This window comes from Erwinia sp. 2186 (genome assembly GCF_057812255.1).
This window is the reverse complement of sequence record NZ_CM173824.1, coordinates 2,074,568-2,099,112: the sequence shown is the minus strand read 5'-3', so window position 1 is coordinate 2,099,112 and position 24,545 is coordinate 2,074,568. Positions and strand designations below refer to the sequence as shown.

Annotated in this window: 21 protein-coding genes; 2 read left to right on the top strand and 19 right to left on the bottom strand. The window is 55.6% G+C overall.

Annotated features, from left to right (window positions below):
- The first annotated feature begins 57 nt into the window (after positions 1 to 57).
- Positions 58 to 195 (top strand): hypothetical protein, encoded by a 138-nt coding sequence (locus ACXKZG_RS09630; protein WP_013202542.1) that lies wholly within the window; start codon positions 58 to 60, stop codon positions 193 to 195.
- Positions 196 to 408: 213 nt separating this feature from the next.
- Complete coding sequence (gene argS, locus ACXKZG_RS09625) at positions 409 to 2,139, top strand: arginine--tRNA ligase (protein WP_488876100.1); 1,731 nt, start codon at positions 409 to 411, stop codon at positions 2,137 to 2,139.
- A gap of 69 nt (positions 2,140 to 2,208) precedes the next feature.
- On the opposite strand, the gene flhE is transcribed toward argS, so the two are convergent.
- The 19 genes from flhE to ACXKZG_RS09530 all read right to left on the bottom strand — a co-directional run bounded on the left by flhE (position 2,209) and on the right by ACXKZG_RS09530 (position 24,487).
- Complete coding sequence (flhE, locus tag ACXKZG_RS09620) at positions 2,209 to 2,598, bottom strand: flagellar protein FlhE (RefSeq protein WP_013202544.1); 390 nt, start codon at positions 2,596 to 2,598, stop codon at positions 2,209 to 2,211.
- Positions 2,598 to 4,676 (bottom strand): flagellar biosynthesis protein FlhA, encoded by a 2,079-nt coding sequence (gene flhA / locus ACXKZG_RS09615; protein WP_134824325.1) that lies wholly within the window; start codon positions 4,674 to 4,676, stop codon positions 2,598 to 2,600. Before flhA ends, flhE begins: the two co-directional genes overlap by 1 nt.
- Entirely contained in the window at positions 4,676 to 5,821 is a 1,146-nt protein-coding gene (gene flhB, locus ACXKZG_RS09610; RefSeq protein ID WP_013202546.1) for a flagellar biosynthesis protein FlhB, read from the bottom strand. The genes flhA and flhB overlap by 1 nt, the downstream gene beginning before the upstream one ends.
- A gap of 150 nt (positions 5,822 to 5,971) precedes the next feature.
- A complete protein-coding gene (cheZ, locus tag ACXKZG_RS09605) occupies positions 5,972 to 6,616 on the bottom strand; it encodes a protein phosphatase CheZ (protein WP_134824326.1) in 645 nt (214 codons plus the stop codon).
- A 9-nt stretch (positions 6,617 to 6,625) separates the two neighbouring features.
- Positions 6,626 to 7,015 (bottom strand): chemotaxis response regulator CheY, encoded by a 390-nt coding sequence (gene cheY / locus ACXKZG_RS09600; RefSeq protein WP_013202548.1) that lies wholly within the window; start codon positions 7,013 to 7,015, stop codon positions 6,626 to 6,628.
- Positions 7,016 to 7,057: 42 nt separating this feature from the next.
- A complete protein-coding gene (locus ACXKZG_RS09595) occupies positions 7,058 to 8,107 on the bottom strand; it encodes a protein-glutamate methylesterase/protein-glutamine glutaminase (protein ID WP_013202549.1) in 1,050 nt (349 codons plus the stop codon).
- Positions 8,107 to 8,979, bottom strand: coding sequence for a protein-glutamate O-methyltransferase CheR (gene cheR / locus ACXKZG_RS09590; protein WP_134824327.1), 873 nt, complete (start codon positions 8,977 to 8,979; stop codon positions 8,107 to 8,109). Before cheR ends, ACXKZG_RS09595 begins: the two co-directional genes overlap by 1 nt.
- Before the next feature lie 44 nt (positions 8,980 to 9,023).
- A complete protein-coding gene (locus ACXKZG_RS09585; RefSeq protein WP_455863815.1) occupies positions 9,024 to 10,610 on the bottom strand; it encodes a methyl-accepting chemotaxis protein in 1,587 nt (528 codons plus the stop codon).
- Between the two features lie 47 nt (positions 10,611 to 10,657).
- Complete coding sequence (locus ACXKZG_RS09580; RefSeq protein WP_488876099.1) at positions 10,658 to 12,337, bottom strand: methyl-accepting chemotaxis protein; 1,680 nt, start codon at positions 12,335 to 12,337, stop codon at positions 10,658 to 10,660.
- 124 nt (positions 12,338 to 12,461) lie between these two features.
- Positions 12,462 to 14,132, bottom strand: a complete 1,671-nt coding sequence (locus ACXKZG_RS09575) for a methyl-accepting chemotaxis protein (protein ID WP_488876098.1) — start codon at positions 14,130 to 14,132, stop codon at positions 12,462 to 12,464.
- 196 nt (positions 14,133 to 14,328) lie between these two features.
- Positions 14,329 to 14,826, bottom strand: coding sequence for a chemotaxis protein CheW (cheW, locus tag ACXKZG_RS09570; protein ID WP_013202554.1), 498 nt, complete (start codon positions 14,824 to 14,826; stop codon positions 14,329 to 14,331).
- 24 nt (positions 14,827 to 14,850) lie between these two features.
- Positions 14,851 to 16,824 (bottom strand): chemotaxis protein CheA, encoded by a 1,974-nt coding sequence (gene cheA / locus ACXKZG_RS09565; RefSeq protein WP_209215572.1) that lies wholly within the window; start codon positions 16,822 to 16,824, stop codon positions 14,851 to 14,853.
- 10 nt (positions 16,825 to 16,834) lie between these two features.
- Positions 16,835 to 17,875, bottom strand: coding sequence for a flagellar motor protein MotB (gene motB / locus ACXKZG_RS09560; protein WP_013202556.1), 1,041 nt, complete (start codon positions 17,873 to 17,875; stop codon positions 16,835 to 16,837).
- 3 nt (positions 17,876 to 17,878) lie between these two features.
- Positions 17,879 to 18,766, bottom strand: coding sequence for a flagellar motor stator protein MotA (motA, locus tag ACXKZG_RS09555; protein ID WP_013202557.1), 888 nt, complete (start codon positions 18,764 to 18,766; stop codon positions 17,879 to 17,881).
- Between the two features lie 129 nt (positions 18,767 to 18,895).
- Positions 18,896 to 19,474 (bottom strand): flagellar transcriptional regulator FlhC, encoded by a 579-nt coding sequence (gene flhC, locus ACXKZG_RS09550; protein WP_013202558.1) that lies wholly within the window; start codon positions 19,472 to 19,474, stop codon positions 18,896 to 18,898.
- Positions 19,474 to 19,827, bottom strand: coding sequence for a flagellar transcriptional regulator FlhD (gene flhD / locus ACXKZG_RS09545; protein WP_041692028.1), 354 nt, complete (start codon positions 19,825 to 19,827; stop codon positions 19,474 to 19,476). The genes flhC and flhD overlap by 1 nt, the downstream gene beginning before the upstream one ends.
- A 940-nt stretch (positions 19,828 to 20,767) precedes the next feature.
- Entirely contained in the window at positions 20,768 to 22,198 is a 1,431-nt protein-coding gene (gene otsA / locus ACXKZG_RS09540) for an alpha,alpha-trehalose-phosphate synthase (RefSeq protein WP_041692029.1), read from the bottom strand.
- Complete coding sequence (gene otsB / locus ACXKZG_RS09535; RefSeq protein ID WP_013202561.1) at positions 22,173 to 22,982, bottom strand: trehalose-phosphatase; 810 nt, start codon at positions 22,980 to 22,982, stop codon at positions 22,173 to 22,175. Before otsB ends, otsA begins: the two co-directional genes overlap by 26 nt.
- A 323-nt stretch (positions 22,983 to 23,305) precedes the next feature.
- A complete protein-coding gene (locus ACXKZG_RS09530; RefSeq protein WP_053142637.1) occupies positions 23,306 to 24,487 on the bottom strand; it encodes an HD-GYP domain-containing protein in 1,182 nt (393 codons plus the stop codon).
- Positions 24,488 to 24,545: the final 58 nt, after the last annotated feature.

Sequence of the window (24,545 nt, the reverse complement as noted above, 5' to 3'; positions counted from 1 at the left end):
TAGGGTATTGTGGATTCTTATAGATTTGTTCCCACCCTCACACAAGGAAAAAGCATAATGCTTATGTATATTTTAGTTGCAGTGCTGATTGCGATGATGGGGTTTGCATTGGCCCGCCATTGGAAGGTACGTAACGATAAAAGCACCGTTGCCAGCCCGCATCGCCCTCACCGCGTAGCCCGTCGCCGTTCCTGAATACTTTGGCGGGAAACAGTCACAGCACTGTTTCCCGCCGCCCTCACGTCATCTTCCGATGATCAGGTTCCTGGATAACTCCGCCTGAAATGCAGTATACTTTTCCCCTTCTTTTTTGACGGTGCCAGTGTACAACAGATCGCTCTGTGGCCTGGCGTCGTTCAGCATGATGGCTTGCCCCGACGCAGGCTTTTTAGCATATAAGGTAACCCGGTGAATATTCAGGCTCTTCTCTCAGAAAAAGTCAGTCAGGCGATGATCGCAGCAGGGGCTCCGGCCGACTGCGAACCGCAGGTAAGACAATCAGCCAAAGTGCAGTTTGGTGACTACCAGGCGAACGGCATCATGGCAGTGGCCAAGAAGCTGGATATGGCGCCCCGACAACTGGCGGAAGAAGTCCTTAAGCATCTCGATTTAACCGGAATTGCCAGCAAAGTAGAAATTGCCGGACCCGGCTTTATCAACCTGTTCCTCGACAAGCAGTGGCTGTCCGCGCAGGTGGATGCGGTTACCGCCGCGCCGCGCCTCGGTGTTGCGCCGGTGGCCCCCCAAACCGTGGTGATTGACTACTCCGCGCCAAACGTGGCGAAAGAGATGCACGTCGGTCACGTCCGCTCCACCATCATCGGTGACGCGGCGGTGCGTACGCTGGAATTCCTCGGCCACAACGTGATCCGCGCGAACCACGTCGGTGACTGGGGCACCCAGTTCGGCATGCTGATCGCCTTCCTGGAGAAACAGCAGAACGAGCATCACGAAGAGCACGCGCTGGCGGATCTGGAAGTGTTCTACCGCGAAGCGAAGCGCACCTATGATGAAGATCCGGCCTTCGCCGAGCGCGCGCGTGGCTATGTGGTTAAGCTGCAGGGTGGCGACGAATATTGCCGCACCATGTGGAAGAAGCTGGTCGATATCACCATGGCGCAGAACCAGATCATTTATGACCGCATGAACGTGACGCTGAGCCGCAAAGACGTGATGGGTGAAAGCCTGTACAACGATATGCTGCCGGGCATCGTCGCCGATCTGACGGCCAAAGGTCTGGCGGTGCAAAGTGAAGGCGCCACCGTGGTGTTCCTTGACGAGTACAAGAACAAAGATGGCGACCCGATGGGTGTGATCATCAAGAAAAAGGATGGCGGCTACCTCTATACCACCACCGATATCGCCTGTGCGAAATACCGTTATGAAACCCTCAAGGCGGACCGCGTGCTGTATTACATCGATTCCCGTCAGCATCAGCACCTGATGCAGGCGTGGACCATCGTGCGTAAAGCCGGTTACGTGCCTGAGTCGGTGCCGTTAGAACACCATGCCTTTGGCATGATGCTGGGCAAAGACGGTAAGCCGTTCAAAACTCGCGCGGGCGGCACCATCAAGCTGTCCGACCTGCTGGACGAAGCGGTCGAGCGTGCCACTAAGCTGGTTGGCGAGAAGAACCCGGACATGCCTGCCGACGAGCTGAAGGCGCTGGCGAACAGCGTCGGTATCGGCGCGATCAAGTATGCCGACCTGTCCAAAAGCCGTACCACCGATTACATCTTCGACTGGGACAACATGCTGGCTTTCGAGGGCAACACCGCGCCGTATATGCAGTATGCCTATACACGTGTGCTGTCGGTATTCCGTAAGGCGGGGATTGATGAGACTGGCGTCACCGGCAACGCGCAAATCGTTGAAGATCGTGAAGCGGCGCTGGCGGTGCGTTTGCTGCAGTTCGAAGAAACCATCACCCAGGTTGCCCGTGACGGTACGCCACACGTGATGTGTGCGTATCTGTACGATCTGGCCGGCCTGTTCTCTGGCTTCTACGAGCACTGCCCGATTCTGACCGCCGACGATGAAGCCACCAAACAGAGCCGCCTGAAGCTGGCGCTGTTAACGGCGAAAACCCTGAAACAGGGTCTGGATACGCTGGGTATCGATACGGTAGAAAGAATGTAACCGCCGACGCGGCAATAAAAAAGGGGACGATGCGTAATCGTCCCCTTTTTTGATCCTGCCGTTCAGCAATCAGTGGTAGTTGACCATCACCTGATTGCTGATCACCCGCAGATCCTTGTTTAGTCGCCCTTTCCCCTGCACGCCGTAGACAAAATGCAGGCTCTGGTTAGCGGCAAGATTGCTCAGGCCGCGGGTTGCGCCGCTGGCACCGTCGAGCGCCACACAGCGGGTTTCGGCACACAGGTGCACCATCATGCCTGAAGGCACCGGGCCGTTAACCACATAGCGCCAGGCCACTTCGGTAATCGAACCGTCCACCGCTTCAGAAGCGGTCAGCGCCGGCGATGCCGCCTGCATCCCGCGATTTTGCAGGCCAGGCCCGATCGAGCTGGCCTGCCAGGCACCGCCGGCGGCCAGGACAACGCCCGGGAAACAGAGCAGCAGTAATAGCATTTTCATCAGTGACCTCCAATGGTCGACGTCATGCGGATATTACGGTTATCGCTCAATTCAAGATTCGAGATCACCATCAGCTGCGGCATATTGCGGCGCAGGAAGCGGGCCAGCAATGCACGCAGCGGATGGTTAACCAGCAGCACCGGCGGTGCGCCTAATGATTCCTGATGATCCAGCGCGCCCTGCGCCTGCGCCATCAGACGATCCGCCAGGCCCGGCTCGAGTCCGCCACCGCCCTGCAGCGCCTGCAGCAACAGACGTTCAAGGGTGGTATCCAGCCCAATCACCTGCACTTCACCGGTACCCGGGAACCACTGCTGGGTAATGGCGCGGCCCAGTGCAACGCGAACCACCGACGTCAGCTCATGCGGATCGGTTTGTACCGCAGCATGCTCCGCCAGCGTCTCGATAATGGTGCGCATATCACGGATTGAAACGCGCTCGGCCAGCAGGTTTTGCAGCACCTTATGCAGCGTGGTCAGGGAAATCACCCCTGGGATCAAATCTTCGGTCAGCTTTGGCATCTCCTGGGTCACGCGATCCAGCAGCTGCTGCGATTCCTGACGGCCAAACAGCTCGCTGGCGTACTGACCAATCAGGTGGTTAAGGTGTGTTGCCACCACGGTACTGGCTTCCACCACGGTAAAGCCCTGGATTTGCGCCTGCTCTTTCAGCGCACTGTCAATCCAGGTGGCAGCCAGACCGAACGCCGGATCGACGGTCGGTTCGCCCGGCAGCGTGCCGGCGGCGGTGCCAGGGTTGATCGCCATCCAGCGGCCAGGATAGGCATCACCGCTGCCAATTTCGACGCCTTTCATCAGGATACGGTAGCGCGCAGGCGGCAGATCCATGTTGTCACGGATATGCACCACCGGCGGCAGGAAGCCCATCTCCTGGGCGAATTTTTTGCGGATACTGCGGATACGGCCCAGCAGCTCACCATCCTGCTGATGGTCGACCATCGGGATCAGGCGGTAACCGACTTCCATGCCCAGCGAATCTTCCAGCTGCACATCGCCCCAGGAGGCTTCGGTATTGGAAGAGGCTTCAACCTGTTTGGTTGGCGCCGGGGCTGCCGCTTTCGGTTTGGTCTCTTTACCGCGCAGATACCAGGCGAGGCCCAGCAAGGCGGCGGTGAACATCAGGAACACCAGGTTTGGCATGCCCGGCACCAGGCCTAACAGGCCCAGAACGCCGGCACTCAGCATCATGACGCGCGGGTTTTTGAAAAGCTGGGTGACCATCTGCTCGCCAACATCCTGATCGGTGCCGACGCGGGTGACGATCACACCTGCTGCGGTTGAGATCACCAACGCCGGGATCTGTGCAACCAGGCCATCACCGATGGTCAGCAGCGTGTAGCTTTCCGCCGCGTGCCCCACGTCCATCCCATGCTGGATAACGCCGACTAACAGTCCGCCGACCACGTTAATCACCATGATCATGATACCGGCGATGGCATCACCACGAACGAACTTACTCGCACCGTCCATTGAACCGTAGAAGTCGGCTTCCTGGGTCACATCAGAACGGCGTTTTTTCGCTTCTTCTTCGCCAATCAGGCCGGCGTTAAGGTCGGCGTCGATGGCCATCTGTTTGCCGGGCATGCCGTCAAGCACGAAACGCGCGCCCACTTCGGCGATACGGCCCGCACCCTTGGTGATAACCATAAAGTTGATGATCACCAGGATGATAAACACCACGATACCGATGGCGAAGTTACCGCCCACCAGGAAGTGACCGAAGGCTTCAACCACCTGTCCAGCCGCACCAGCTCCGGTGTGGCCTTCCATCAAAATGATACGGGTTGAGGCAACGTTCAGCGCCAGGCGCAGTAACGTTGAGAACAGCAAAATGGTGGGGAAAGCGGCGAACTCCAGCGTTTTCTGGGTGAACATCGCCACCAGAAGCACCATGATCGACAGCGCAATATTAAAGGTGAACAGCAGATCCAGAATGAAGGGCGGCAGCGGCAGCACCATCATCGACAGGATCATCAGAATCAATACCGGCCCGGCCATCACCTGCCATTGGGTATCTTTAAAATTCGGTAACCGTAATATTGCGGCCAGATTCGCCATTAGTCTTCATCTCTTATGACAATATCCAGTCCTTCCGGGACGGTTAAATTGTCAGGTTTTTTCGGGGCCAGGCCACCCTCCAGCTTCCAGCGACGGAGTTGCCAAACCCAGGCCAACACTTCTGCGACGGCGGCATATAACGTTCCCGGAATATGCTGACCAATCTCACTGTGTCGGTATAAGGCACGCGCCAGCGGCGGTGCTTCTAAAATCGGAATGCGGTGTTCTTTGCCCAACTCACGGATGCGCAGGGCAATCTCGCCGGCCCCTTTCGCCACCACTTTCGGCGCGCTCATCTTGCGTTCGTCGTACTGTAAGGCCACGGAATAGTGCGTCGGGTTGGTGACGATCACGTCGGCCTTTGGCACATCCGCCATCATGCGTCGGCGGGCGGCGGCGCGCATCTGCTGACGAATGCGGCCCTTCACGTGCGGGTCACCTTCCTGCTGCTTGTACTCATCGCGGATATCCTGGCGCGTCATGCGCAGGCCCTTGAAATAACTGTACAGCTGCCAGAACACGTCAAACATCACCATCGGCGACAGCCCAAACACCACCAGCACGCTACACATCGCAATCATATTTAACGAATTGGCTAAGGCGTTATACGGTGATTCGCTGATCAGTCGCAGCATATCGGGCCAGTGATGACGGATATACAGCCAGGTGACGCAGCCGACCAGAATCGCCTTCAGCACCGACTTCAATAGCTCTGCAGCCGTCTGGCCGGAGAACAGTTTGCCGATGCCCTTAATCGGGTTCATCTTGCCAACATCAAACTTAATGGCTTTACCGCTGATGACCACGCCGCCCAGCAGCATCGGTGCGGCAATCGCCACCAGCACTAAACCGGCCATCATCGGGATCAGCGTGAAGATCCCCTGCTGCACCAGGTTGCCCAGTAAATGCAGCATCTGGCTGGTATCGCTGACCACGGAATGGTTGAATTTGAGCCCATCGGCCAGCAGCGCGCCGATCTTTCGTGCCATTGTCGCCCCGGTGATCCACAAAATACTCAGTCCCGCCACCAACATCAGCACGGAGGTCAGCTCGCGCGAACGCGGAATTTGCCCTTCTTCTCGTGCTTTTTCTATTCGGTGGGGGGTTGCGGATTCGGTCTTTTCCTCTTCGCTGTCTCCGGCCACGGAAGCTTACCTTCAATACGGAATTTCAGGTGCCAGCATGCCAAATTGGCGCAGGGATAATGCCGCGAGTAAACGCGTAAAATGGGGGTTATTTGCGGGATGGTAAAAATAGCAGGAGCTGGCGGGCGCCAGCTCCTGTCACAGACAAGCTTAAAACCCGAGGCTGTCCAGTAAATCGTCCACCTGATCCTGATTCGCTACCACGCCAGGCGCGGTACCGTTAATCTGCGGACCATTGAGCAAGCTGTCCACATCCTTCTTCGGACGGGAAGCCTGTTCTGGCATGTTATCCAGCAGCACCATTAACAGCTGGCGCTCGATTTCCTGGATAACGTCCATCATGCGCTTGATCACCTGACCGGTCAGGTCCTGGAAATCCTGTGCCATCATGATTTCCATCAACTGTGCGTTGGTGAAAGCGGTGTGTTCAGGCACAGACTCCAGATAGCCACGGGTATCCGAAACCAGAGAGCGGGCATCCGCCAGTTCGATAGGATTTTCAAACCATTCATCCCAACGGCCTTTCAGCGCCTTCGCTCCATCTTCCATCAGCGTCTGACGTGGCTGTGAAGCTTCCACGCAGTTCAACGCGCGTTCTGCCGCCTGAGCGGTCATTTGCACTACGTAATCCAGGCGGTCGCGGGCATCCGGAATTGCTTCCGCCGCTTCAGCAATAGCTTGATCCAGTCCCAATTCACGCAGGCTGTCGCGCAACATCCGCGTCAGCGAACCAATTCGGGAGATAATGTCGTTGGCAGAAGCCGCATCAACATTTGGTGTCGGAAGTGTGCTCATCTCGGCTCCTTACATACCCAGCTTTTCGAAGATTTTGCCTAACTTCTCTTCAAGGGTCGCTGCTGTAAAAGGTTTAACGACGTAGCCGCTGGCACCAGCCTGAGCAGCCGCAATAATGTTCTCTTTTTTGGCTTCCGCCGTGACCATCAACACCGGTAACTTGGCCATAGCCGCATCGGCACGGATGGTCTTCAGCAGTTCCAGACCGTCCATGTTGGGCATGTTCCAGTCAGACACCACGAAATCAAATCCACCGGCACGCAGCTTGTGCAGCGCATCCACACCATCTTCAGCTTCTTCAACGTTGTTGAAGCCGAGTTCTTTTAACAGGTTACGGACGATACGACGCATCGTGTTGAAGTCGTCGACCACCAGAAACCGCATATTTTTATCAACCATACCCACTCCCGTTTTTTTGTAGCCCGCTGGACGGGCGCTGCGTTAAATACGTAATGCCTGTCCGGCGCTAATTTTGGCCAGCATGTGCTGACTGATTTGGTGAAGATCCACCACTTCACTGGCTCCCCCGAGGGCGATTGCCTCTCTTGGCATGCCAAATACCACACAACTTGCTTCGTTCTGGGCGATGGTCCAGGCACCTGCCTTGTTCATCGCCAGCAATCCGGCGGCACCGTCGTTACCCATACCGGTCAGGATCACCCCGACGGCGTTACGACCGGCATACTGCGCCACCGACTTAAATAAGACGTCCACCGACGGTTTATGACGATTTACCGGCGGTCCTTCGTTCAGTTTGACCTGATAGTTCGCCCCGCTGCGCACCAGCTCAAGGTGCATGGCACCCGGCGCGATGTACGCGTGGCCTGGCAGAATACGCTCACCGTCTTCCGCTTCTTTCACCGTGATCTGACAGAGCTTGTTCAGGCGCTCGGCAAATGAACGGGTGAAGCCAGGTGGCATATGCTGAGTAATCAACAGTGCCGGGCTGGTCGCCGGTAACGGCTGCAGCACATGGCGAATCGCTTCGGTTCCGCCGGTTGAAGCGCCAATGGCGATCAGCTTTTCACTGCTCAGCAACGGCCCCGCTTTCAGCATCACCGGCGCAGGCTGCGCGCCACGCGCATGCAGTTTTGCTCGGGAGGCCGCGCGGACCTTATCGGCAATCATCTGGCTGTAGGCCAGCATCCCTTCACGGATCCCCAGCGATGGCTTGGTAACGAAGTCCACGGCACCCAGCTCCAGCGCACGCAGCGTCACTTCCGATCCCTTCCCGGTCAGCGACGACACCATCACCACCGGCATCGGCCGCAGGCGCATCAGCTTTTCCAGAAAATCCAGTCCGTCCATGCGTGGCATTTCCACATCCAGCGTCAGCACGTCCGGGTTAAATTCTTTGATCATGTCCCTTGCCACTAAAGGATCCGGTGCCGAGGCGACCATCTCCATATCTGCATGGCTGTTAATGATTTCTGTCATCAGCTGTCGCATCAATGCAGAGTCATCAACACATAACACTCTGATTTTTCCCATTATCTTTCCTTAGTCAGTCCGTAGACTGTCTGGCCGCGCAGATAGAACTCTTTACTGATCTGGCTAAAGTTCTCGGAGTGACCGGCGAACAGGATCCCGCCGGGTTTCAACATCGAGACAAAACGCCGTAAGATCTTTTCCTGTGTTTCTTTATCGAAATAGATCATCACATTACGGCAAAAAATGGCGTCGAACGGGCCCGGTAGCGCCCACTCGCTGCCCAGCAGATTCAGCTGAGCAAAATTAATGGTGTTGGCCAGCTCGGGACGGACTCTTACCATCCCGGAATGCGGGCCGGTGCCCCGGAAGAAGAAACGTTGCAGCTGCTGTGGAGACAGCGTGCGTAACTCTTCCTGGCGATAAACACCGCTCAGCGCCTTCTCCAGCACCTGCGTATCAATGTCGCTGGCATGGACCTGGAATTTCCCTGGCCCTGCGCCCAGCGTTTCCGCCAGCGTCATGGCGATGGAGTACGGCTCTTCACCCGTGGAGGCCGCCGCACACCAGACGTTAAAACTGCCCGCCCGGCGTTTGGCGTGTTCGGCCAGAATCGGGAAGTGGTGCGCCTCACGGAAAAATGCCGTCAGGTTAGTGGTCAGCGAGTTAATAAACGCCTGCCACTCCGGGCTGTTGGAATCACTCTCAAGCAGCGCAAGGTAACGACCAAAATCATCGATACCCAACATCCGCAACCGCCGGACCAGCCGGTTGTAAACCATCTCCCGCTTGTGATCGGCGAGAACGATGCCAGCACGCTGGTAGATCAACTGACTGATACGCTTAAAGTGCGTATCCGATAACGGCAGGCGCTGAACCATCTGGGACAGCAGCGTGGCGTTCTCCTGCGGGGCTAACAACGTCGATTTTTTCATGTAGGGCTACCCTGCAACGTACTGATTAAGGGGGTAAAACACAGCTATATTCCCTGTATGCCGTCCGGATAACCTGGCTGGCCTTCTGCGTCCAGTGTAAATCTGGTCACCGTGCCCGTCAGATGGTCGGCTTGAGCTTCAAGGGCTTCTGTGGCTGCTGCCGCTTCCTCTACCAGCGCGGCGTTCTGTTGTGTTACCTGATCCATCTGGCTGACTGCCTGTGCAACCTGCTCAATGCCGCGACGCTGTTCATCAGAGGCTGAAGCTATTTCGCCCATGATGTCGTTGACGCGCGTGACCGACTGCACAATCTCGTCCATGGTTTCGCCCGCAGAAGCCACCAGCACCGCGCCCTGATCGACGCGATCCACCGACGCTTCAATCAGCGCTTTAATCTCTTTTGCCGCCTGCGCGCTACGTTGCGCCAGGTTGCGGACTTCGCCGGCGACCACCGCAAAGCCTCTGCCCTGCTCGCCGGCGCGTGCCGCTTCCACCGCGGCATTCAGCGCCAGGATGTTGGTCTGGAACGCGATACCGTCAATCACCCCGGTGATATCGCCAATTTTCTTCGAGCTGCTGGCAATCTCACTCATGGTGGTGACCACTTTGCCGGTCAACTGGCCGCCTTTATGGGCGGTGGTTGAGGCCTCTTTTGCCAGCTGAGAAGCCTGGCGGGCATTTTCGGCATTGCCGGTCACGGTAGCGGTCAGCTGCTCCATACTGGCGGCGGTTTCGGCCAGTGACGCGGCCTGCTGCTCGGTACGGGCAGACAAATCGTTGTTGCCTGACGCAATCTCACGGATGCCGGTGTGCATGGCGTGCGTGCCATCACGTACGCTGCTGACCGTCTCTGCCAAGGATTTCTGCATGGCGTTGAGGCTGATAAACAGCTGGCTGAGCTCATTACGCCCTTCCGTTTCGATGGTGCCGCCCAGGTTGCCCGAGGCGATACGTTCAAAGTGGCCACGCATTCTGGACAGTGGCGCGATAACCGCACGGCGCACCCACCAGATACCGCTGAAGGTCACTAACAGGCAGAGCACCACCGCCACGATAAAGATAATTTTCGACTGGGCATAAAAGCCTTTCCCGGCCTGGTTAGCGTGTTCGCGCAGCAGATCGATGTGCTTCATCCACTGGTTGTACTGAACCTGAAATTTGTCCTGCTTGCCCTGCGTCGGCGAGTCCAGGAAGTCCTGTAACTGATAATTCTGTAAATAGGCAATCAGCTGAGAAAGTTCGTGGGCATAAACGTCATAGGCCTCATTCATCGACTTTTTCAGCGCGCCACCCGCCGGTGTGGTTTCCGGGATCGCATTGAAGCGCTTAAAAGCATTATCGGCAGCATTCAGATCTTCCTGAGCCTTTGCCATCAAACTTGTTACCTGATCGCGCGGTAAACTCAGTGCGGCACGCGTTCCGGCACGGCTCAGCGTGACGCGAGCGCTCAGTAAGGCCGCCCAGGTTTCGCCCAGCGCTTCACGCTGATTACTGCTGACTTCGACGTCCTGCAAGTTGCGGGCATCAAGGCGGAAAGAATTAAAAGACAAACCGTTACCGACAATCTGCATCACGCAGAACAACCCCAACAGCAGGAAAATTGCGCTAGAAATACGTATACGACTCACCATCAAAGCCTCCAGGTTTTGCCGCCCAAGATGAGCGGCAAAAAAGTCTGTTAGAAAGTTTCCCAATTATCGTTGGATGTCGGTGCGGCCAGCGCTTTACGCGGTGCGGCTGCCGGCATTAACAGTGGGTTTTTATTTGCCTTACTGGTATTAACGGCCTGGATGACATTTTCTTTACGGATTCTGAATACGGCGACCGCCTGAGTCAGTCTGCTGGCCTGTTCTTCCAGCGCGGCGGCGGCTGCCGCAGACTCTTCCACCAGCGAGGCGTTCTGCTGGGTGACGCGATCCATCTCGGTCACAGCGGTGCCCACCTGGTCGATGCCCTTGCTCTGCTCGTCCGACGCCGAGGCGATTTCGCCCATGATGTCGGTGACGCGGGTCACCGCGCTGACGATATCGGCCATGGTCTCTCCGGCGCTTTCCACCAGCACCGAGCCGGTATCGACGCGGGCCACGGAGTCTTCAATCAGCCCTTTAATCTCTTTTGCCGCCTGCGCGCTGCGCTGGGCCAGGTTACGTACTTCGCCTGCCACTACCGCGAAGCCACGTCCCTGCTCACCGGCACGGGCCGCTTCCACCGCGGCGTTCAGCGCCAGGATATTGGTCTGGAAGGCAATGCCGTCGATGACGCTGGTAATGTCAGCAATCTTCTTCGAGCTTCCGGCGATGTCGTTCATGGTTTTCACCACGCCATCCACCACCTTGCCGCCTTTCTGCGCGGTTTCTGAGGCGCTGAGCGCCAGCTGAGAGGCCTGACGGGCGTTCTCGGCGTTCTGTTTCACCGTGGCGGTCAGCTGCTCCATACTGGCAGCAGTTTGCTCCAGCGAGGCCGCCTGCTGTTCGGTGCGCGAGGAGAGATCGTTGTTGCCGGCGGAGATTTCGCTGGCGCCGGTATAAATCGCATCGGAACCGTCGCGGACATCGCTGACAGTGCGGACCAGCGACTGCTGCATTTCACGCAGGCTGTCGGCCAACTGGGTCATTTCGTTGCGCCCTTCTGACTCAATTGACTGGGTCAGATCGCCGCTGGCGATATGGCGGATATGTTCGATATTGGTGCGTAACGGACGCAGCAGGATTTTATAGATGCCGCTCCAGGCCAGCGCGATCACCAGCAGGGAGATCACCAGCACCGCTAACAGCAGCCACAGGGTATGCTCGTAAGCGCGACTGTTGGCCTCAACGCCCTCAGCGGTCAGCCGGTTATTGGTTTCCAGCCAGTCGTTATAGGTTTTTTCAAACTGATTCTGGTAGCTCTGGGTTGGCTGCGCGATAAAGTCGGTGAACTTGCCGGTCTGCATCATCACAATCAGGTCGGCCAGCGCATCGTGCAGCTGCTTATAATTGGCATGCAGTTGCTTGATGTTCTCGGCGGTTTTGCCCTTTTCGGACAGGTTGGCGTCAAATACCGCCATCGACTTGTCAGCGATATCCAGCTCTTGCTGTACCAGCACCAGCAGTTCCTTCACCGTGGCACCCGAACCCATTTGATTCGCATCCTGCAGGTAGCGGATCCCGGCGCGGTTCAGGGTATTACGCGCCTGAACCAGAGAGACCCAGGAGGTGCCCATTGACTGCTGTAACACACGCAGACGCTGGTTAAACGCAAAATTATCTTTGTCATTCTTGACCGTATGGAAAAACAATCCGCCGGTGCCAAACTGCAGCAACGCAAACAGCACCAGTACGCTGACCAGGCCGGTAACAACCTTTATCCGTTTGAACATGACTACCTCAGGAAGGGGAAACAACTGGCACTGTTATCGGCAAAGGGAATGGGATCTTTATGCAGATATCCGCCGATCGCTCAGCGGATAATCTTATGACGGCATTTTTACTGCGGAGATCGGATTAAAAGGTTTCCCAGTTGCTGTCAGAGGCAAACGGCGCAGTGGCTTTGCGCGCCACCGGCGATGCTGCCCGTTTCACGGTGCTGGCTTTCGCCGCCGGTGTGAAACCGGACTCTTTGCGCACGCGGAATACCGCGACGGCCTGCGTCAGACGGCTGGCCTGATCTTCCAGCGCGGCGGCCGCCGTGGCGGATTCTTCCACCAGCGAGGCGTTCTGCTGCGTCACGCGGTCCATTTCGGTCACGGCGGTGCCCACCTGGTCGATGCCTTTGCTCTGCTCATCAGAGGCAGAGGCAATCTCGCCCATAATGTCGGTCACGCGGGTCACGGCGCTGACGATATCCGCCATGGTTTCGCCTGCGGTACCCACCAGCACGGTGCCGCTGTCGACGCGCGCCACGGAGTCTTCAATCAGCCCTTTGATCTCTTTCGCCGCCTGCGCACTGCGCTGGGCAAGGTTACGCACTTCCCCGGCAACCACCGCGAAGCCTCGTCCCTGCTCGCCGGCACGCGCCGCTTCCACCGCGGCGTTCAGCGCCAGGATGTTGGTCTGGAACGCAATCCCGTCGATCACGCTGGTAATGTCAGCAATTTTCTTCGAACTGCCGGCAATGTCGCTCATGGTTTTCACCACGCCATCCACCACCTTGCCGCCTTTCAGCGCGGTTTCAGACGCGCTAAGCGCCAGCTGAGAGGCCTGACGGGCGTTTTCGGCGTTCTGCTTCACGGTGGCGGTTAACTGCTCCATGCTGGCCGCGGTTTCTTCCAGCGAGGCAGCCTGCTGCTCGGTACGGGCAGACAGATCGTTATTGCCGGCGGCAATTTCACTGGCACCGGTATAGATCGCATCGGAACCGTCGCGTACGTCGCTAACGGTACGCACCAGCGACTGCTGCATCTCCAGCAAACTGTTTGCCAGTTGGGCCATTTCATTACGGCCTTCTACTTCGATGGTATGCGTCAGGTCGCCGCCCGCAATGTGGCTGATGTGGGCAATGTTGTTCTGTAATGGCGTAATCAGGATCTTGCGCAGGCCCACCCAGCACAGGGCGATCAGCGCGACGACCAGTACCATGATGGTGCCAATCACCCACAGCATTTTGCTGTACGCCGCTTCGTTGGCCTTCACGCCCTGCACGGTGATTTCATTCAGGGCCGTACGCCACAGGGTATAGGCCTGCTGCATATCATTCTGCTTCTGCTCGATGTTCAGTTTGAACATCTCAGGCAGCTGCTTGCTCTGCATCAAATCCAGCATGGTCGACAGCGCTTTGGAATAGCTGACGTAGTTCTGCTCAAGGTCATCAACCACTTTCGGGTCAACACCCTTGGTGTTCGGGATGGCTTGATAGCGCGCGTAAGATTTGTCGGCATCAGCCAGCAGTTTCTTACCCTGATCGGAAATCGCGGTCAGCGACGCGCTGTTGATGCTGTTGGCCGTTTCACTCTGCAGACGCAGCATGCCGCGGTTCAGGGTGATGCGGGTCTGGTTCAGTGCAATCCACGCGTCGGTGAAGGACGCCACGTTGTCACTGGAATTTTGCGCAATGGAAAAACTGTCTTTATCGCTGGTCAGCGCGCCAATAAATATGCCGCCAGAGATCAGCTGTAATGAGCCAAAAACGAGCAGGACCAGCAGCAGGCTGGTGACCACTTTGATGCGTGTGAACATAGAGAACCCTTGGTGTGTAAAAGTAAAAAACAACACCGGATCTATCGGCTTTTCAGGGCCATACTTTATGTTGTGAGAGAGATATTTTGCGGAGATTTATTTTGCTATATAAAACAAAGACGAAATAATATTGTAACTAAAAAAAGGGCCCTGCGTGTTGCGCAAGGCCCTTTTTCAACAGGAAAAACAACGGTTATCAGGCGCTACGCAGCACGTCGACTAACGCCATTTCTTCGCTGTTCAGCAGCTTCTCAATATCGACCAGAATCAACATGCGATCGCCCAGTGCACCCAGGCCGGTCAGATATTCGGTCGACATGGTCACGGCGAATTCCGGGGAAGGACGGATCTGATCCTGGGTCAGTGACAGCACGTCAGACACGCCGTCAACCACGATACCGACCACGCGCTGTTCCAGATTCAACACGATCACCACGGTGTTTTCGTTATACCCGACATCGGACTGCGCGAACTTAATGCGCAGGTCGATGATTGGCACGATAACGCCGCGCAGGTTGGTCACGCCTTTGATAAAGGAAGGCGTGTTGGCGATGCGGGTAACCTGATCGTAACCGCGGATCTCCTGCACTTTCAAAATATCGATGCCGTATTCTTCGTCACCCAGCGTAAACACCAGGAACTCCTGACCTACGGTTTCGCCAGTGAGTTTAGAGACAGTTGCCATTCCATTCATAATTCTACCCTTAATCGGTTAAAGTCAGGCTGCGGCTCCCGCCACACGCTTTTCACGGTTGAGAGACTGCAGAGCCGATACGTCGACAATCAGCGCCACGCTGCCATCACCGAGGATGGTTGCTGCCGAGATACCCGGCACTTTGCGATAGTTGCTTTCCAGATTTTTAACCACCACCTGGTGCTGGCCAATCAGCTGATCGACCAGCATCGCATAGCGTTTACCGGCGCTTTGCAGGATCACCACGATGCCCTGCGTTGCTTCGGTTTTTGCGCCCTGCACATCGAACACGTTCCACAGCTCAACCAGCGGCAGGTATTCACCCCGCACTTCCAGCACGCGCTCGCCACCGGCCAGCGGATGCAGATCGTCTGCCAGCGGTTGCAGCGATTCCATCACCGCGTTCAGCGGCAGAATGAACACTTCGTTAGCCACGCGAACGGACATGCCGTCGAGGATGGCCAGCGTCAGTGGCAGCAGAATACGAATGGTGGTGCCTTTACCCTGCTTCGAGGAGATTTCGACGTGACCGCCCATCTCCTGGATATTTCGTTTCACCACGTCCATGCCGACACCGCGACCCGAGACGTCAGTCACCTGCTCCGCCGTGGAGAAGCCAGGGGCGAAGATCAGCATGCCCACTTCTTCATCGCTCATCGATTCGCTGACCGGCAGGCCAGACGACAGCGCTTTCGCCAGGATACGTTCACGGTTCAGACCGGCACCGTCATCAACCACTTCGATGCAGATGTTGCCGCCCTGATGTTCCGCGGACAGGATCAGGTTACCGATGGCGTCTTTGCCGGCGGCCAGACGTTTTTCCGGGGTTTCGATACCGTGATCCAGACTGTTACGCACCAGGTGCGTTAACGGGTCAATAATGCGTTCGATCAGGCTCTTATCCAGCTCGGTCGAGCTGCCTTGCAGGGTCAGCTCCACTTCTTTACCCAGCTTGCTGGCCAAATCGCGCACCAGACGTGGGAAGCGGCTGAAGACATATTCCATCGGCATCATACGGATGGACATCACCGATTCCTGCAGGTCACGGGCGTTACGTTCTAACTGTCCCATGCTGTTCAGCAGGTCGCCGTGGGCAACCGGATCCAGTTCACCGGAACGCTGCGCCAGCATCGACTGGGTGATAACCAGTTCGCCAACCAGGTTAATCAGCTGGTCCACTTTCTCTACCGCAACGCGGATACTGGTGGATTCGCTGGCTTTGGCAGCCGCTTTTTTCGGTGCTTCACGTTTCGCCGGCGTAATGTCGGTGACCGTGGCCAGCGGTGCGGCCGGCTCTTCAGCCACCGCTTCAACGATTGGCTCAACCGCTGTTGCTGCTGACGACGCCGTCAGGAACTGGATCTGCGCTTCTTCAATCACAAAGCACAGCACCGCCACGATGTCATCCTGATCGACGGTAGAGTCAAGGGTCACTTCAACCGAGGTTTCGCCTTTCACCACGTCAGAAACGGTGCCCAGATTCCCCAGTTCTTCCAGCATTAATGGAATTTCTGCCGGTTTCAGGTCCACCAGCGCCAGTCTCAGACCGGCGGCCGCCACAGGCGCGTTCGCCGCGGCTGCCAGCGTTTTAGGCGGTTCAATCACTTCACCCTTGGCTTCTAACGCTAACTGGCGCAGCGCCTGACAGATGTATTCAAACGTCGCGGCATTCGGTTCCGTGGCGGTTTTATAGGCATCCAGCTGTTCTTGCATAATATCTTTGGTTTCCAAAAACAGGTTGATGATATCGGTGCTCAGCTGCATTTCGCCGCGACGAGCGCCGTCGAGAATATTTTCCAGAATATGCGTGGTTTCCTGTAACACAGTGAAACCAAAGGTACCCGCCCCGCCTTTAATCGAGTGGGCCGCACGGAAGATAGCGTTAAGCTGTTCCGAATCCGGTTCCTGTGGGTCTAACCCCAGCAGGTGTTGTTCCATATCGGCCAACAGTTCGTCGGCTTCATCGAAAAACGTTTGATAAAAATCGCTAATATCCATGCTCACGGGATCACCTCTGCTGTGAGTCGCGATCGGTCTGGGCCGCCGGTACCGGGTTAGCCGGAGCGGATGCTGTCGGTTTTACCTGATCGCCTGCTGGCTCAGCCACTGGGGGTTGAGGGTCTGGTTTTTTTGTGGCATCGGCAGGGAGTGCCGGTGCGACGATTTCTTTAAGACTGCCCGCATTGCTGTCGCTGATTTGCGTCGCGTCGCTCTCCGAGTTTTCTTTCTCAATCTGCAGCTCCGTGTCGTGGTTCAACACCAGCAGACTGATTCGACGGTTTACAGCATCATCCGCGCCGCGGTTTTTTAAACTCATGGTGTCGGCCATCCCGACCACGCGCAGCATCTTGCCGCTATCCAGTCCGCCGGTGACCAGCTCACGCCGTGAGGCGTTCGCGCGGTCGGCAGACAGTTCCCAGTTACTGTATCCGCGGTCGCCGTTGGCATACTGAAAATCATCGGTATGGCCGGCAAGGCTGATTTTGTTCGGTATATCGTTCAGGATCGGTGCAATTGCCCGCAAAATATCGCGCATATACGGCTCAACTTCCGCGCGACCGGTTTTAAACATCGGCCGGTTCTCGCTGTCGATAATCTGAATACGCAGCCCCTCTTCCACCATATTGATGATCAAATGGGGACGCAGGGCCTTCAACCGTGGATCCGATTCGATCAGCTGGTCGAGCTTTTCACGCAGACGGTTAAGACGGATTTCATCCAGCTTGCGTTTCTGCGCATCCATATCCACCACCTTGTGGACCTCGCCCGATTTCTGGGTTGGGTCCTCGCCACCGCCGGGGATCACGCTGATGCTTTCGCTACTTTTTGAACCGCCGGTCAGTGCCACTTTCAATGGCGTCTTAAAGTAATCGGCAATCTGCACCAATTCCTGAGGGTTCGCGATCGACAACAGCCACATCACCATAAAGAAAGCCATCATCGCGGTCATAAAGTCGGCATAGGCAATCTTCCATGAGCCGTGACCGCCCTCATGTCTTTTATGCTTCTTTTTCTTAACCAGAATAATGGGGTGATTGTTATGCTTCATGCGTCATGCGTCCTGGTCTGAAGTCTGTTTCGCTGGTGATTTTGCGTTACGGACATGCTCCTCCAGCTCGGTAAACGACGGTCGGTCGGTTGAGTACAGCGTCTTACGACCAAACTCAACCGCGATTTGCGGCGCATAGCCATTCAGGCTGGAGAGCAACGTCACTTTGATGCACTGCATCATCTTGGTGGTTTCTGCACATTTCTGGCGTAACACCCCGGCCAACGGAGAGATAAATCCGTAGGCCAACAAAATGCCGAGGAAGGTTCCCACCATCGCGTGTGCGACCGATGCCCCTAACTCTGCTGCCGGGCGATCGGCGGATGCCAGCGTATGTACCACCCCCATTACCGCCGCCACGATGCCGAAAGCCGGGAGAGAATCGCCTACCGTTTGCAGCGCCGTTGCCGGCACTTCGCATTCGTGTTCGTAGGTTTCAATCTCTTCGTCCATCAGCGCTTCGATTTCAAAGGCGTTCATATTGCCGCTGACCATCAGACGCAAATAGTCGGTAATGAAGTCCACTAATCTTTTATCGGCAAGGATGCGCGGGTAATTAGCAAAAATTTCACTTTCCTGCGGACTTTCAATATCCGCTTCCAGCGATAACATGCCCTGCTGGCGGGATTTGGCCATAATGCGGTACAGCAAGGCCATCAGATCCATATAGACGGCTTTGTTATATTTTGAGCCGCGCATTAATAATGGCAGTGCCTTCATGGTGGCTTTAATGGCTTTGCCATTATTCCCCACGATAAATGCGCCAATACCGGCGCCGCCGATGATCAACAATTCTGAAGGTTGATAGAGAGCGCCAAGGTGGCCACCGACCATCGCGTAGCCCCCCAACACCGACCCGAGTACCAGGATATACCCAATAATAATTAACACACTAAATCCTTACGTCTGGTGACGTGTGGGTTGAAGAAGAGCGCTTCAGGATGTTTCTACCCGCCGCAGGCAAAAAAAAAGCAGCGGTTAAATAACCGCTGCTGGATGCATTCCACGTTGTGAGGAGAATTAAACGGCTTGTTTAATCTCTTCCTCCAGCAGTTGTGAAATGTTATCGGCAGATTCCCCGATAAGTTTACGTCTTTTTACCGCACGGGATGGCGGCTGGCACAGGCTGCAGACAAAGCTGCCAACTGGCTGGTGTGCGTGGTTGATGAAACTGCCGTTGCAGCTTTTGCAATCGGACAGTTCGAGCATTCCGCTCTCAACAAACCGGACTAAGGTCCAGGCGCGGGTCAGCGCCAACAGCGGGCCTTCGTCCTGTTGCGGGCACTGTTCGAGATAGAGTCGGTACGCTTTGATTACCGCGTCCACACCCTTGCTCAACCCGCTTTTGAGAAGGAACTGCCAGGCGTTACAGAACATAGAAGAGTGAATGTTCTGTTCCCAGGTCATAAACCAATCGGTTGAGAACGGCAGCATGCCTTTCGGCGGTGGGCTACCGCGCAGTTCTTTATATAATTTAATTAAACGGCCACGACTCAGCTGCGTTTCGCTTTCTAACATTTGCAGACGCGCGCCCAGCGAGATCAACTCCATCGCTAATTGAATATCGCGCGCTTCCTGGACAATACTTTTTTCACTCATTAGCTCGCTCTCTTTTTAGGCAACTCGTCGCTTTTACCCGACACGGTGCGTAATAAACGGCTGGATAACAGAATACCGGTGTGGATTTGCTGTAAATCGTCCACGCGTGATTCCTGCGTTAAGCGAGTAATTGTATTGTGGTCGTTAAAACGAAACTGACAAACAAGCTGATTCGTTTCAGCTAACTTCACCATTTCAGGCAGAGTTAATTGAGAAAGTGTATCTGCCATCGCTTCATCGATACCGAGACGAAACATCGCAGAGGCTTTTTCCTGGTTAATGAGGCGTTGTGCAAGCAATAAATAAGACAAGTTGATGTCGTAAATATGTTTGAGTAATTCTGATGTACCCATTTTTTTTTTCCATCCTGACTGACACTACTTAAACGTTTGCGGATTACGCCGCTACCTTGGTTGCTGATTTGTAGAGCTAAGTTGGCAAATAATTTAGTGGCAGAAGCCAAACGTTTGCGAAGCTGTAAGGTGCCAAATAGCGCCTGTCCAGAAAGTAGTCATTAACTCATTTTGCCAGTACTGCTTCCCTGTTTTCCGTCCGCTTTATCTGACCTTAGAGTCAGACTTTTCTTACTACCTTTTAGGACTATTCCGAAAACAAGGCAACTCTATCCCCTCTGATTTAGACATACAACGAGGGCCAGGCCAAATTTTAGATAAAGTGTGACACAGATCACGCTTTTGGGGTAATTTAACTAAAATAACCCTTCAGCGATACTGTTGATTAGTTCACTAACTAATCAATTTACCCCCTTTTTGTCAGTTTTTAACATGTTTGGAACATTTCCAAATGAAAACGATTCTGGTTACGAGTATTAAACGGAACGGGTGCGTGATTTAGATCAATATCAGCTCAACAATCTGCGTTGACAAAAATAATCAGAATTTAATGCTGGATATGCGAGGTAAGTAGCGATCACAAAATAGTCACGAAAGGTGACTGTCAGGGATGTGTATGATGACTGAAATGTGACATAGCGCAGGTTTCTATCAGTAAGCGATAGCGTTTCGTAAGCCTTATCCGGCTTGTGTTTAGGGCGTGTAAAGGGATGTAATCGGCAGTTACATTAGTGATATGAATGTTTTAGCGGAATTGTGAGCTATCAGGGTAAGTATCGGCACTCTGCAGACAATCTTTAGTGAAAAGGGTCAATTTTCGTTATTTTTCTTATAAATGGCTCTTTTTTGAGGAAAACTTAGACCCCTGTCTCATTTATGGTGCTGATTTTGGTCGAAAAAAAGGGCGATCTGAGATCGCCCTTTTGGTTACTGGCACAGATTATGCTAGTCGCGGAAAGGTGGCGACCTTATTGGCCTCCCCCTGCTCCGGTGTGCGCAGCTTTACAGCCTGCAAATCCTTCAGGTAGGTTTTACGCCAGTTACTGATATCGTTGCGGCGCAGCACGGCCATCATGTCGTTATAACGAGAGATACGCTCGTTCAACGGCATGGTCGCTGCCTGGTTCAACGCGGCGGCCACTTCATCACGATCGTAAGGGTTCACAATCAGTGCGGAGGTGAGCTCGTTGGCGGCACCGGCAAAGCGAGACAGCACCAGCACACCCGGATCGTTCGGGTCCTGTGCGGCGACATATTCTTTCGCCACCAGGTTCATGCCATCACGCAGCGGCGTCACCAGACCAATATCGGTCAGGCGGAAGATTTTCATCAGCAGACGGCGATCGAAGTGCTGATTAAGGTAATACAGCGGCGTCCAGCCCAGCGTGCCGTATTTACCGTTAATGCGACCGGCTTCCGTTTCCAGCTGATGGCGAATGTCCTGATAGGCCTGCACGTCACCGCGCGAGGTCGGGGCAATCTGCGAATAACGGATCTTGCCGTGATGCTCAGGATAGTTCTCCAGCAGCGCTTCATAAGCGAGGAAACGCTCAGGCAGCCCTTTGGAATAATCCAGACGCTCACAGGCAATGATGTTTTTCGCATCGCCCAGATCTTTTTTCATTGCAGCCATCTTCGGCGGCAATGGCCCTTCCGCCATCTCTTTAATGCTGTCTGGCTCGATGCCGATCGGGTAGACCTCAGTGGCGAAGGTGTTGCCAAAGGCGCGATGCTGCTTACCGTCAGTCTGCAACTGCGTCATCAGCGACAGGCATTCGAGGAACGCCGTGCGGTCACTTTCTGTCTGGAAGCCCAGCAGATCGTAATCACACATCATTTCCAGCAGCTCATTGTGCGGCGGCAGCGCATTGAAGATTTCCGGCGTTGGGAACGGAATATGCAGGAAGAATCCGATGCGGTTATTCACGCCCAGCTTACGCAGCGCGGCCGCAAATGGCAGCAGGTGATAATCGTGGATCCACAGCACATCATCCGGCTTCAGCAGCGGCAGCAGGCGGTTAGCCAACAGCGTGTTGACGTTGCAGTAGCCTTCCCACGCTTCACGCTGGAAGTTAACCAGGTCAAGCCGGTAGTGGAAAGCGGGCCACAGCACGGCATTGGAGAACTGCAGATAATACAGGTCGTAATCGTTTTGATTCAGCCCGAAAGAGGCGTAGGTGACGTTGTCCTGTTCGAACAGGTCCATATCTTCGTCATCTTCACCGATTTCATTGATTTCGCCGTTCCAGCCAAACCACAGTCCACCGGTGGTTTTCAGGGCATCCACGATCCCGACAGTCAGACCGCCTGCGCTGGCCTTGGTCCCATCAGGTACAGCGATGCGGTTAGATACGACTACTAAGCGACTCATAACCTTGACTCCTTACCGACGTTGTTTCGTCTTGATCTAGTTGTAATAGTGTTTGTTCAAGCCAGTGGTAAACCGCAGCGACGTCCGGTAACCGGTAGCCGGCCTCCGTTGGTCCCTCGCCCACTTTAATGGCGATGCCGTCCATAGCATTGATAACCTTAAATCCGGCTTCATCTGTCACATCGTCGCCGATGAACACAGGCGTTCTGCCGGCGAACGGGGCCTGCTGCATGATCGCGTCAATCGCAGCCCCTTTACTGACGCCTTTCGGTTTCAGCTCAACCACACATTTGCCCGGTTGCAGAGCCAGCACCGGGAAACGTTCGACCATCGCCTCGGCCAGCGCCAGCACGTCCTGCTGATAGTGTTCCGCACGCCGGTAGTGCAGCGCGAAGGCCATTCCTTTGGTTTCAAGTTGGGTATCCGGCATTTTTGCCATCGCGTCGCCCAGTAAAGCAGAGAGCGAACGGGCGACGTCATCCGGCAGGGACAGGCGTTCAATGTTGTCCTGGCCGTCGCGTCGTTCAGCACCGTGAACGCCAGCCAGTGGGAGGTGTAAGGGTGCGACTAACGCGTCCAGCTCAGACATCGGCCGGCCCGAAACCAGTGCCAGCGCGCCATCGGTCAGGCGGCTGAGGCGGTCCAGGTGAGAAATCACTTCTCCGGGGATAAACACTTCATCCGGACGGGACTGAATGGCAGCCAGAGTACCATCGACATCGAAGAAAAAAGCATACCGGCCGCTGGCGGATAACGGGGGCGCGGATTCATTCTGGGTGTTCAAAGTATTCCTCCTGATTGAGTGTGTTACGGCGATACGTTCATCAGGCTGTGTTACGGCCCAACTCACGGGGGAGGGTCAGATGGCGTATCTGATCACCCACAACGCACGAGGAAAACGCAGCAATATCAGCATTCAGTATAGACGCTGATCCCGACTCTGCCAGACAATACGCGGCTTTGAGCCCGGATCGATGCATCCAGCCTGCCAAATTACTGGGGAAAAAGACATAGGAGAAAGGCGAAATGTTTAGCGGGAATGACTCGGAAAAACTGTGAGTGAAACGGGTAATTGTTCAGGCGGAACGATCCGCCTTTACTCGACCTTCAGGCTACCGGCTTCATCCACAGCGCGTCAACATTGATGCCGTGCCAGTTCGTGGACTCTTCCGGGCCGGTGATGCTGTCCCAGCAGAAGCGATCGGCGAGGTCGACGATCTCCGGTGACAGCCTCTGGTTGGTGACCAGGGAATAGAAGACGCAGACTTTGGGTTGCAGCAGTGAGCCTCCGCCCGGCTCGGCGACCACCGCAATGCGTCCTGAGGCGAGACGCACGGTGGAGCCCACCGGATAGATGCCCACCGCCTTCACAAAGGCGAAGAACACCTTGCGGTCGAAGTGCCCTTCCCAGCTGGCCATTTGGTGCATGGCGCTGGCCGGATTCCAGCCTGCCTTATAAGGCCGGTTAGAGGTCACCGCATCATAGACGTCGCAGACCGCCGCCATCCGCGCCAGCAGCGAGATTTTTTCACCGGCCAGGCCATGCGGATAGCCACGGCCATCGAATTTTTCATGGTGGTGTAACGCCACGTCCAGCAGATCTTCGCCGCCGCCGCTTTTTCGCAGCAGCGCTTCGCCAATCACCGGATGCTGTTTCATGATGTCGAACTCGGCGTCGGTCAGCTTGCCGGGCTTGTTGAGGATGTCCAGTGAGATCCCGGCTTTTCCCACGTCATGCAGCAGCCCGGCGGTTCCCGCCCGCCGCACCTGCTCTTCTTCCAGCTGCAGCTGCCTGGCCAGCGACACCATCAGCGCGCAGACGGCGACCGAATGCAGATAGGTGTAATCATCATGGGTTTTCAGCCGCACCACGCTCAGCAGCGCGGCAGGATGCCGGCTGATCGATCCGCCGATTTCATCCACCAGCGGCAGCGTGCTGACAGTGTCAATGGTACGTCCCAGCCGGGCATCGCTGAACATATCCATTACCTGCCCTTTGGCATTCAGGCAAATCGCCTGCGCCTGCTCAACTTCTTGATGCATGCTGATGGGACCACGCGGCACGTCCGCCTGGTCTTCTTCAATCTCTGATTCTGTTTCGTCCGGCGCCCGCCCTTTAGACAGATCGATCCAGACTTCTTTAATGCCGTTTTCTGCAATCACCTGGATCTGCAGATCGGTGGTCAGCAGCATGTCGTTGTGGACGAGCGGATGCTTGAGCCAGAAAACCTCCAGCTTATGCACATACATCCCAACGCGCAGCGCCTGTACCTGAATTCGCCTGATCATCCTGTGCCTCTTTGCCAGTTCCTCCATTCAGCACAGGTATCGGCCTTGCCTGAAAAAG

Excerpts from the sequence above, each read along its gene's own strand:
- ACXKZG_RS09630 (WP_013202542.1), top strand. The coding sequence starts at position 58 with ATGCTTATGTATATTTTAGTTGCAGTGCTGATTGCGATGATGGGGTTT.
- flhE (WP_013202544.1), bottom strand. The coding sequence starts at position 2,598 with ATGAAAATGCTATTACTGCTGCTCTGTTTCCCGGGCGTTGTCCTGGCC.
- flhA (WP_134824325.1), bottom strand. The coding sequence starts at position 4,676 with ATGGCGAATCTGGCCGCAATATTACGGTTACCGAATTTTAAAGATACC.
- cheZ (WP_134824326.1), bottom strand. The coding sequence starts at position 6,616 with ATGAGCACACTTCCGACACCAAATGTTGATGCGGCTTCTGCCAACGAC.
- cheY (WP_013202548.1), bottom strand. The coding sequence starts at position 7,015 with ATGGTTGATAAAAATATGCGGTTTCTGGTGGTCGACGACTTCAACACG.
- ACXKZG_RS09595 (WP_013202549.1), bottom strand. The coding sequence starts at position 8,107 with ATGGGAAAAATCAGAGTGTTATGTGTTGATGACTCTGCATTGATGCGA.
- cheR (WP_134824327.1), bottom strand. The coding sequence starts at position 8,979 with ATGAAAAAATCGACGTTGTTAGCCCCGCAGGAGAACGCCACGCTGCTG.
- ACXKZG_RS09585 (WP_455863815.1), bottom strand. The coding sequence starts at position 10,610 with ATGGTGAGTCGTATACGTATTTCTAGCGCAATTTTCCTGCTGTTGGGG.
- ACXKZG_RS09580 (WP_488876099.1), bottom strand. The coding sequence starts at position 12,337 with ATGTTCAAACGGATAAAGGTTGTTACCGGCCTGGTCAGCGTACTGGTG.
- ACXKZG_RS09575 (WP_488876098.1), bottom strand. The coding sequence starts at position 14,132 with ATGTTCACACGCATCAAAGTGGTCACCAGCCTGCTGCTGGTCCTGCTC.
- cheW (WP_013202554.1), bottom strand. The coding sequence starts at position 14,826 with ATGAATGGAATGGCAACTGTCTCTAAACTCACTGGCGAAACCGTAGGT.
- cheA (WP_209215572.1), bottom strand. The coding sequence starts at position 16,824 with ATGGATATTAGCGATTTTTATCAAACGTTTTTCGATGAAGCCGACGAA.
- motB (WP_013202556.1), bottom strand. The coding sequence starts at position 17,875 with ATGAAGCATAACAATCACCCCATTATTCTGGTTAAGAAAAAGAAGCAT.
- flhC (WP_013202558.1), bottom strand. The coding sequence starts at position 19,474 with ATGAGTGAAAAAAGTATTGTCCAGGAAGCGCGCGATATTCAATTAGCG.
- flhD (WP_041692028.1), bottom strand. The coding sequence starts at position 19,827 with ATGGGTACATCAGAATTACTCAAACATATTTACGACATCAACTTGTCT.
- otsA (WP_041692029.1), bottom strand. The coding sequence starts at position 22,198 with ATGAGTCGCTTAGTAGTCGTATCTAACCGCATCGCTGTACCTGATGGG.
- ACXKZG_RS09530 (WP_053142637.1), bottom strand. The coding sequence starts at position 24,487 with ATGATCAGGCGAATTCAGGTACAGGCGCTGCGCGTTGGGATGTATGTG.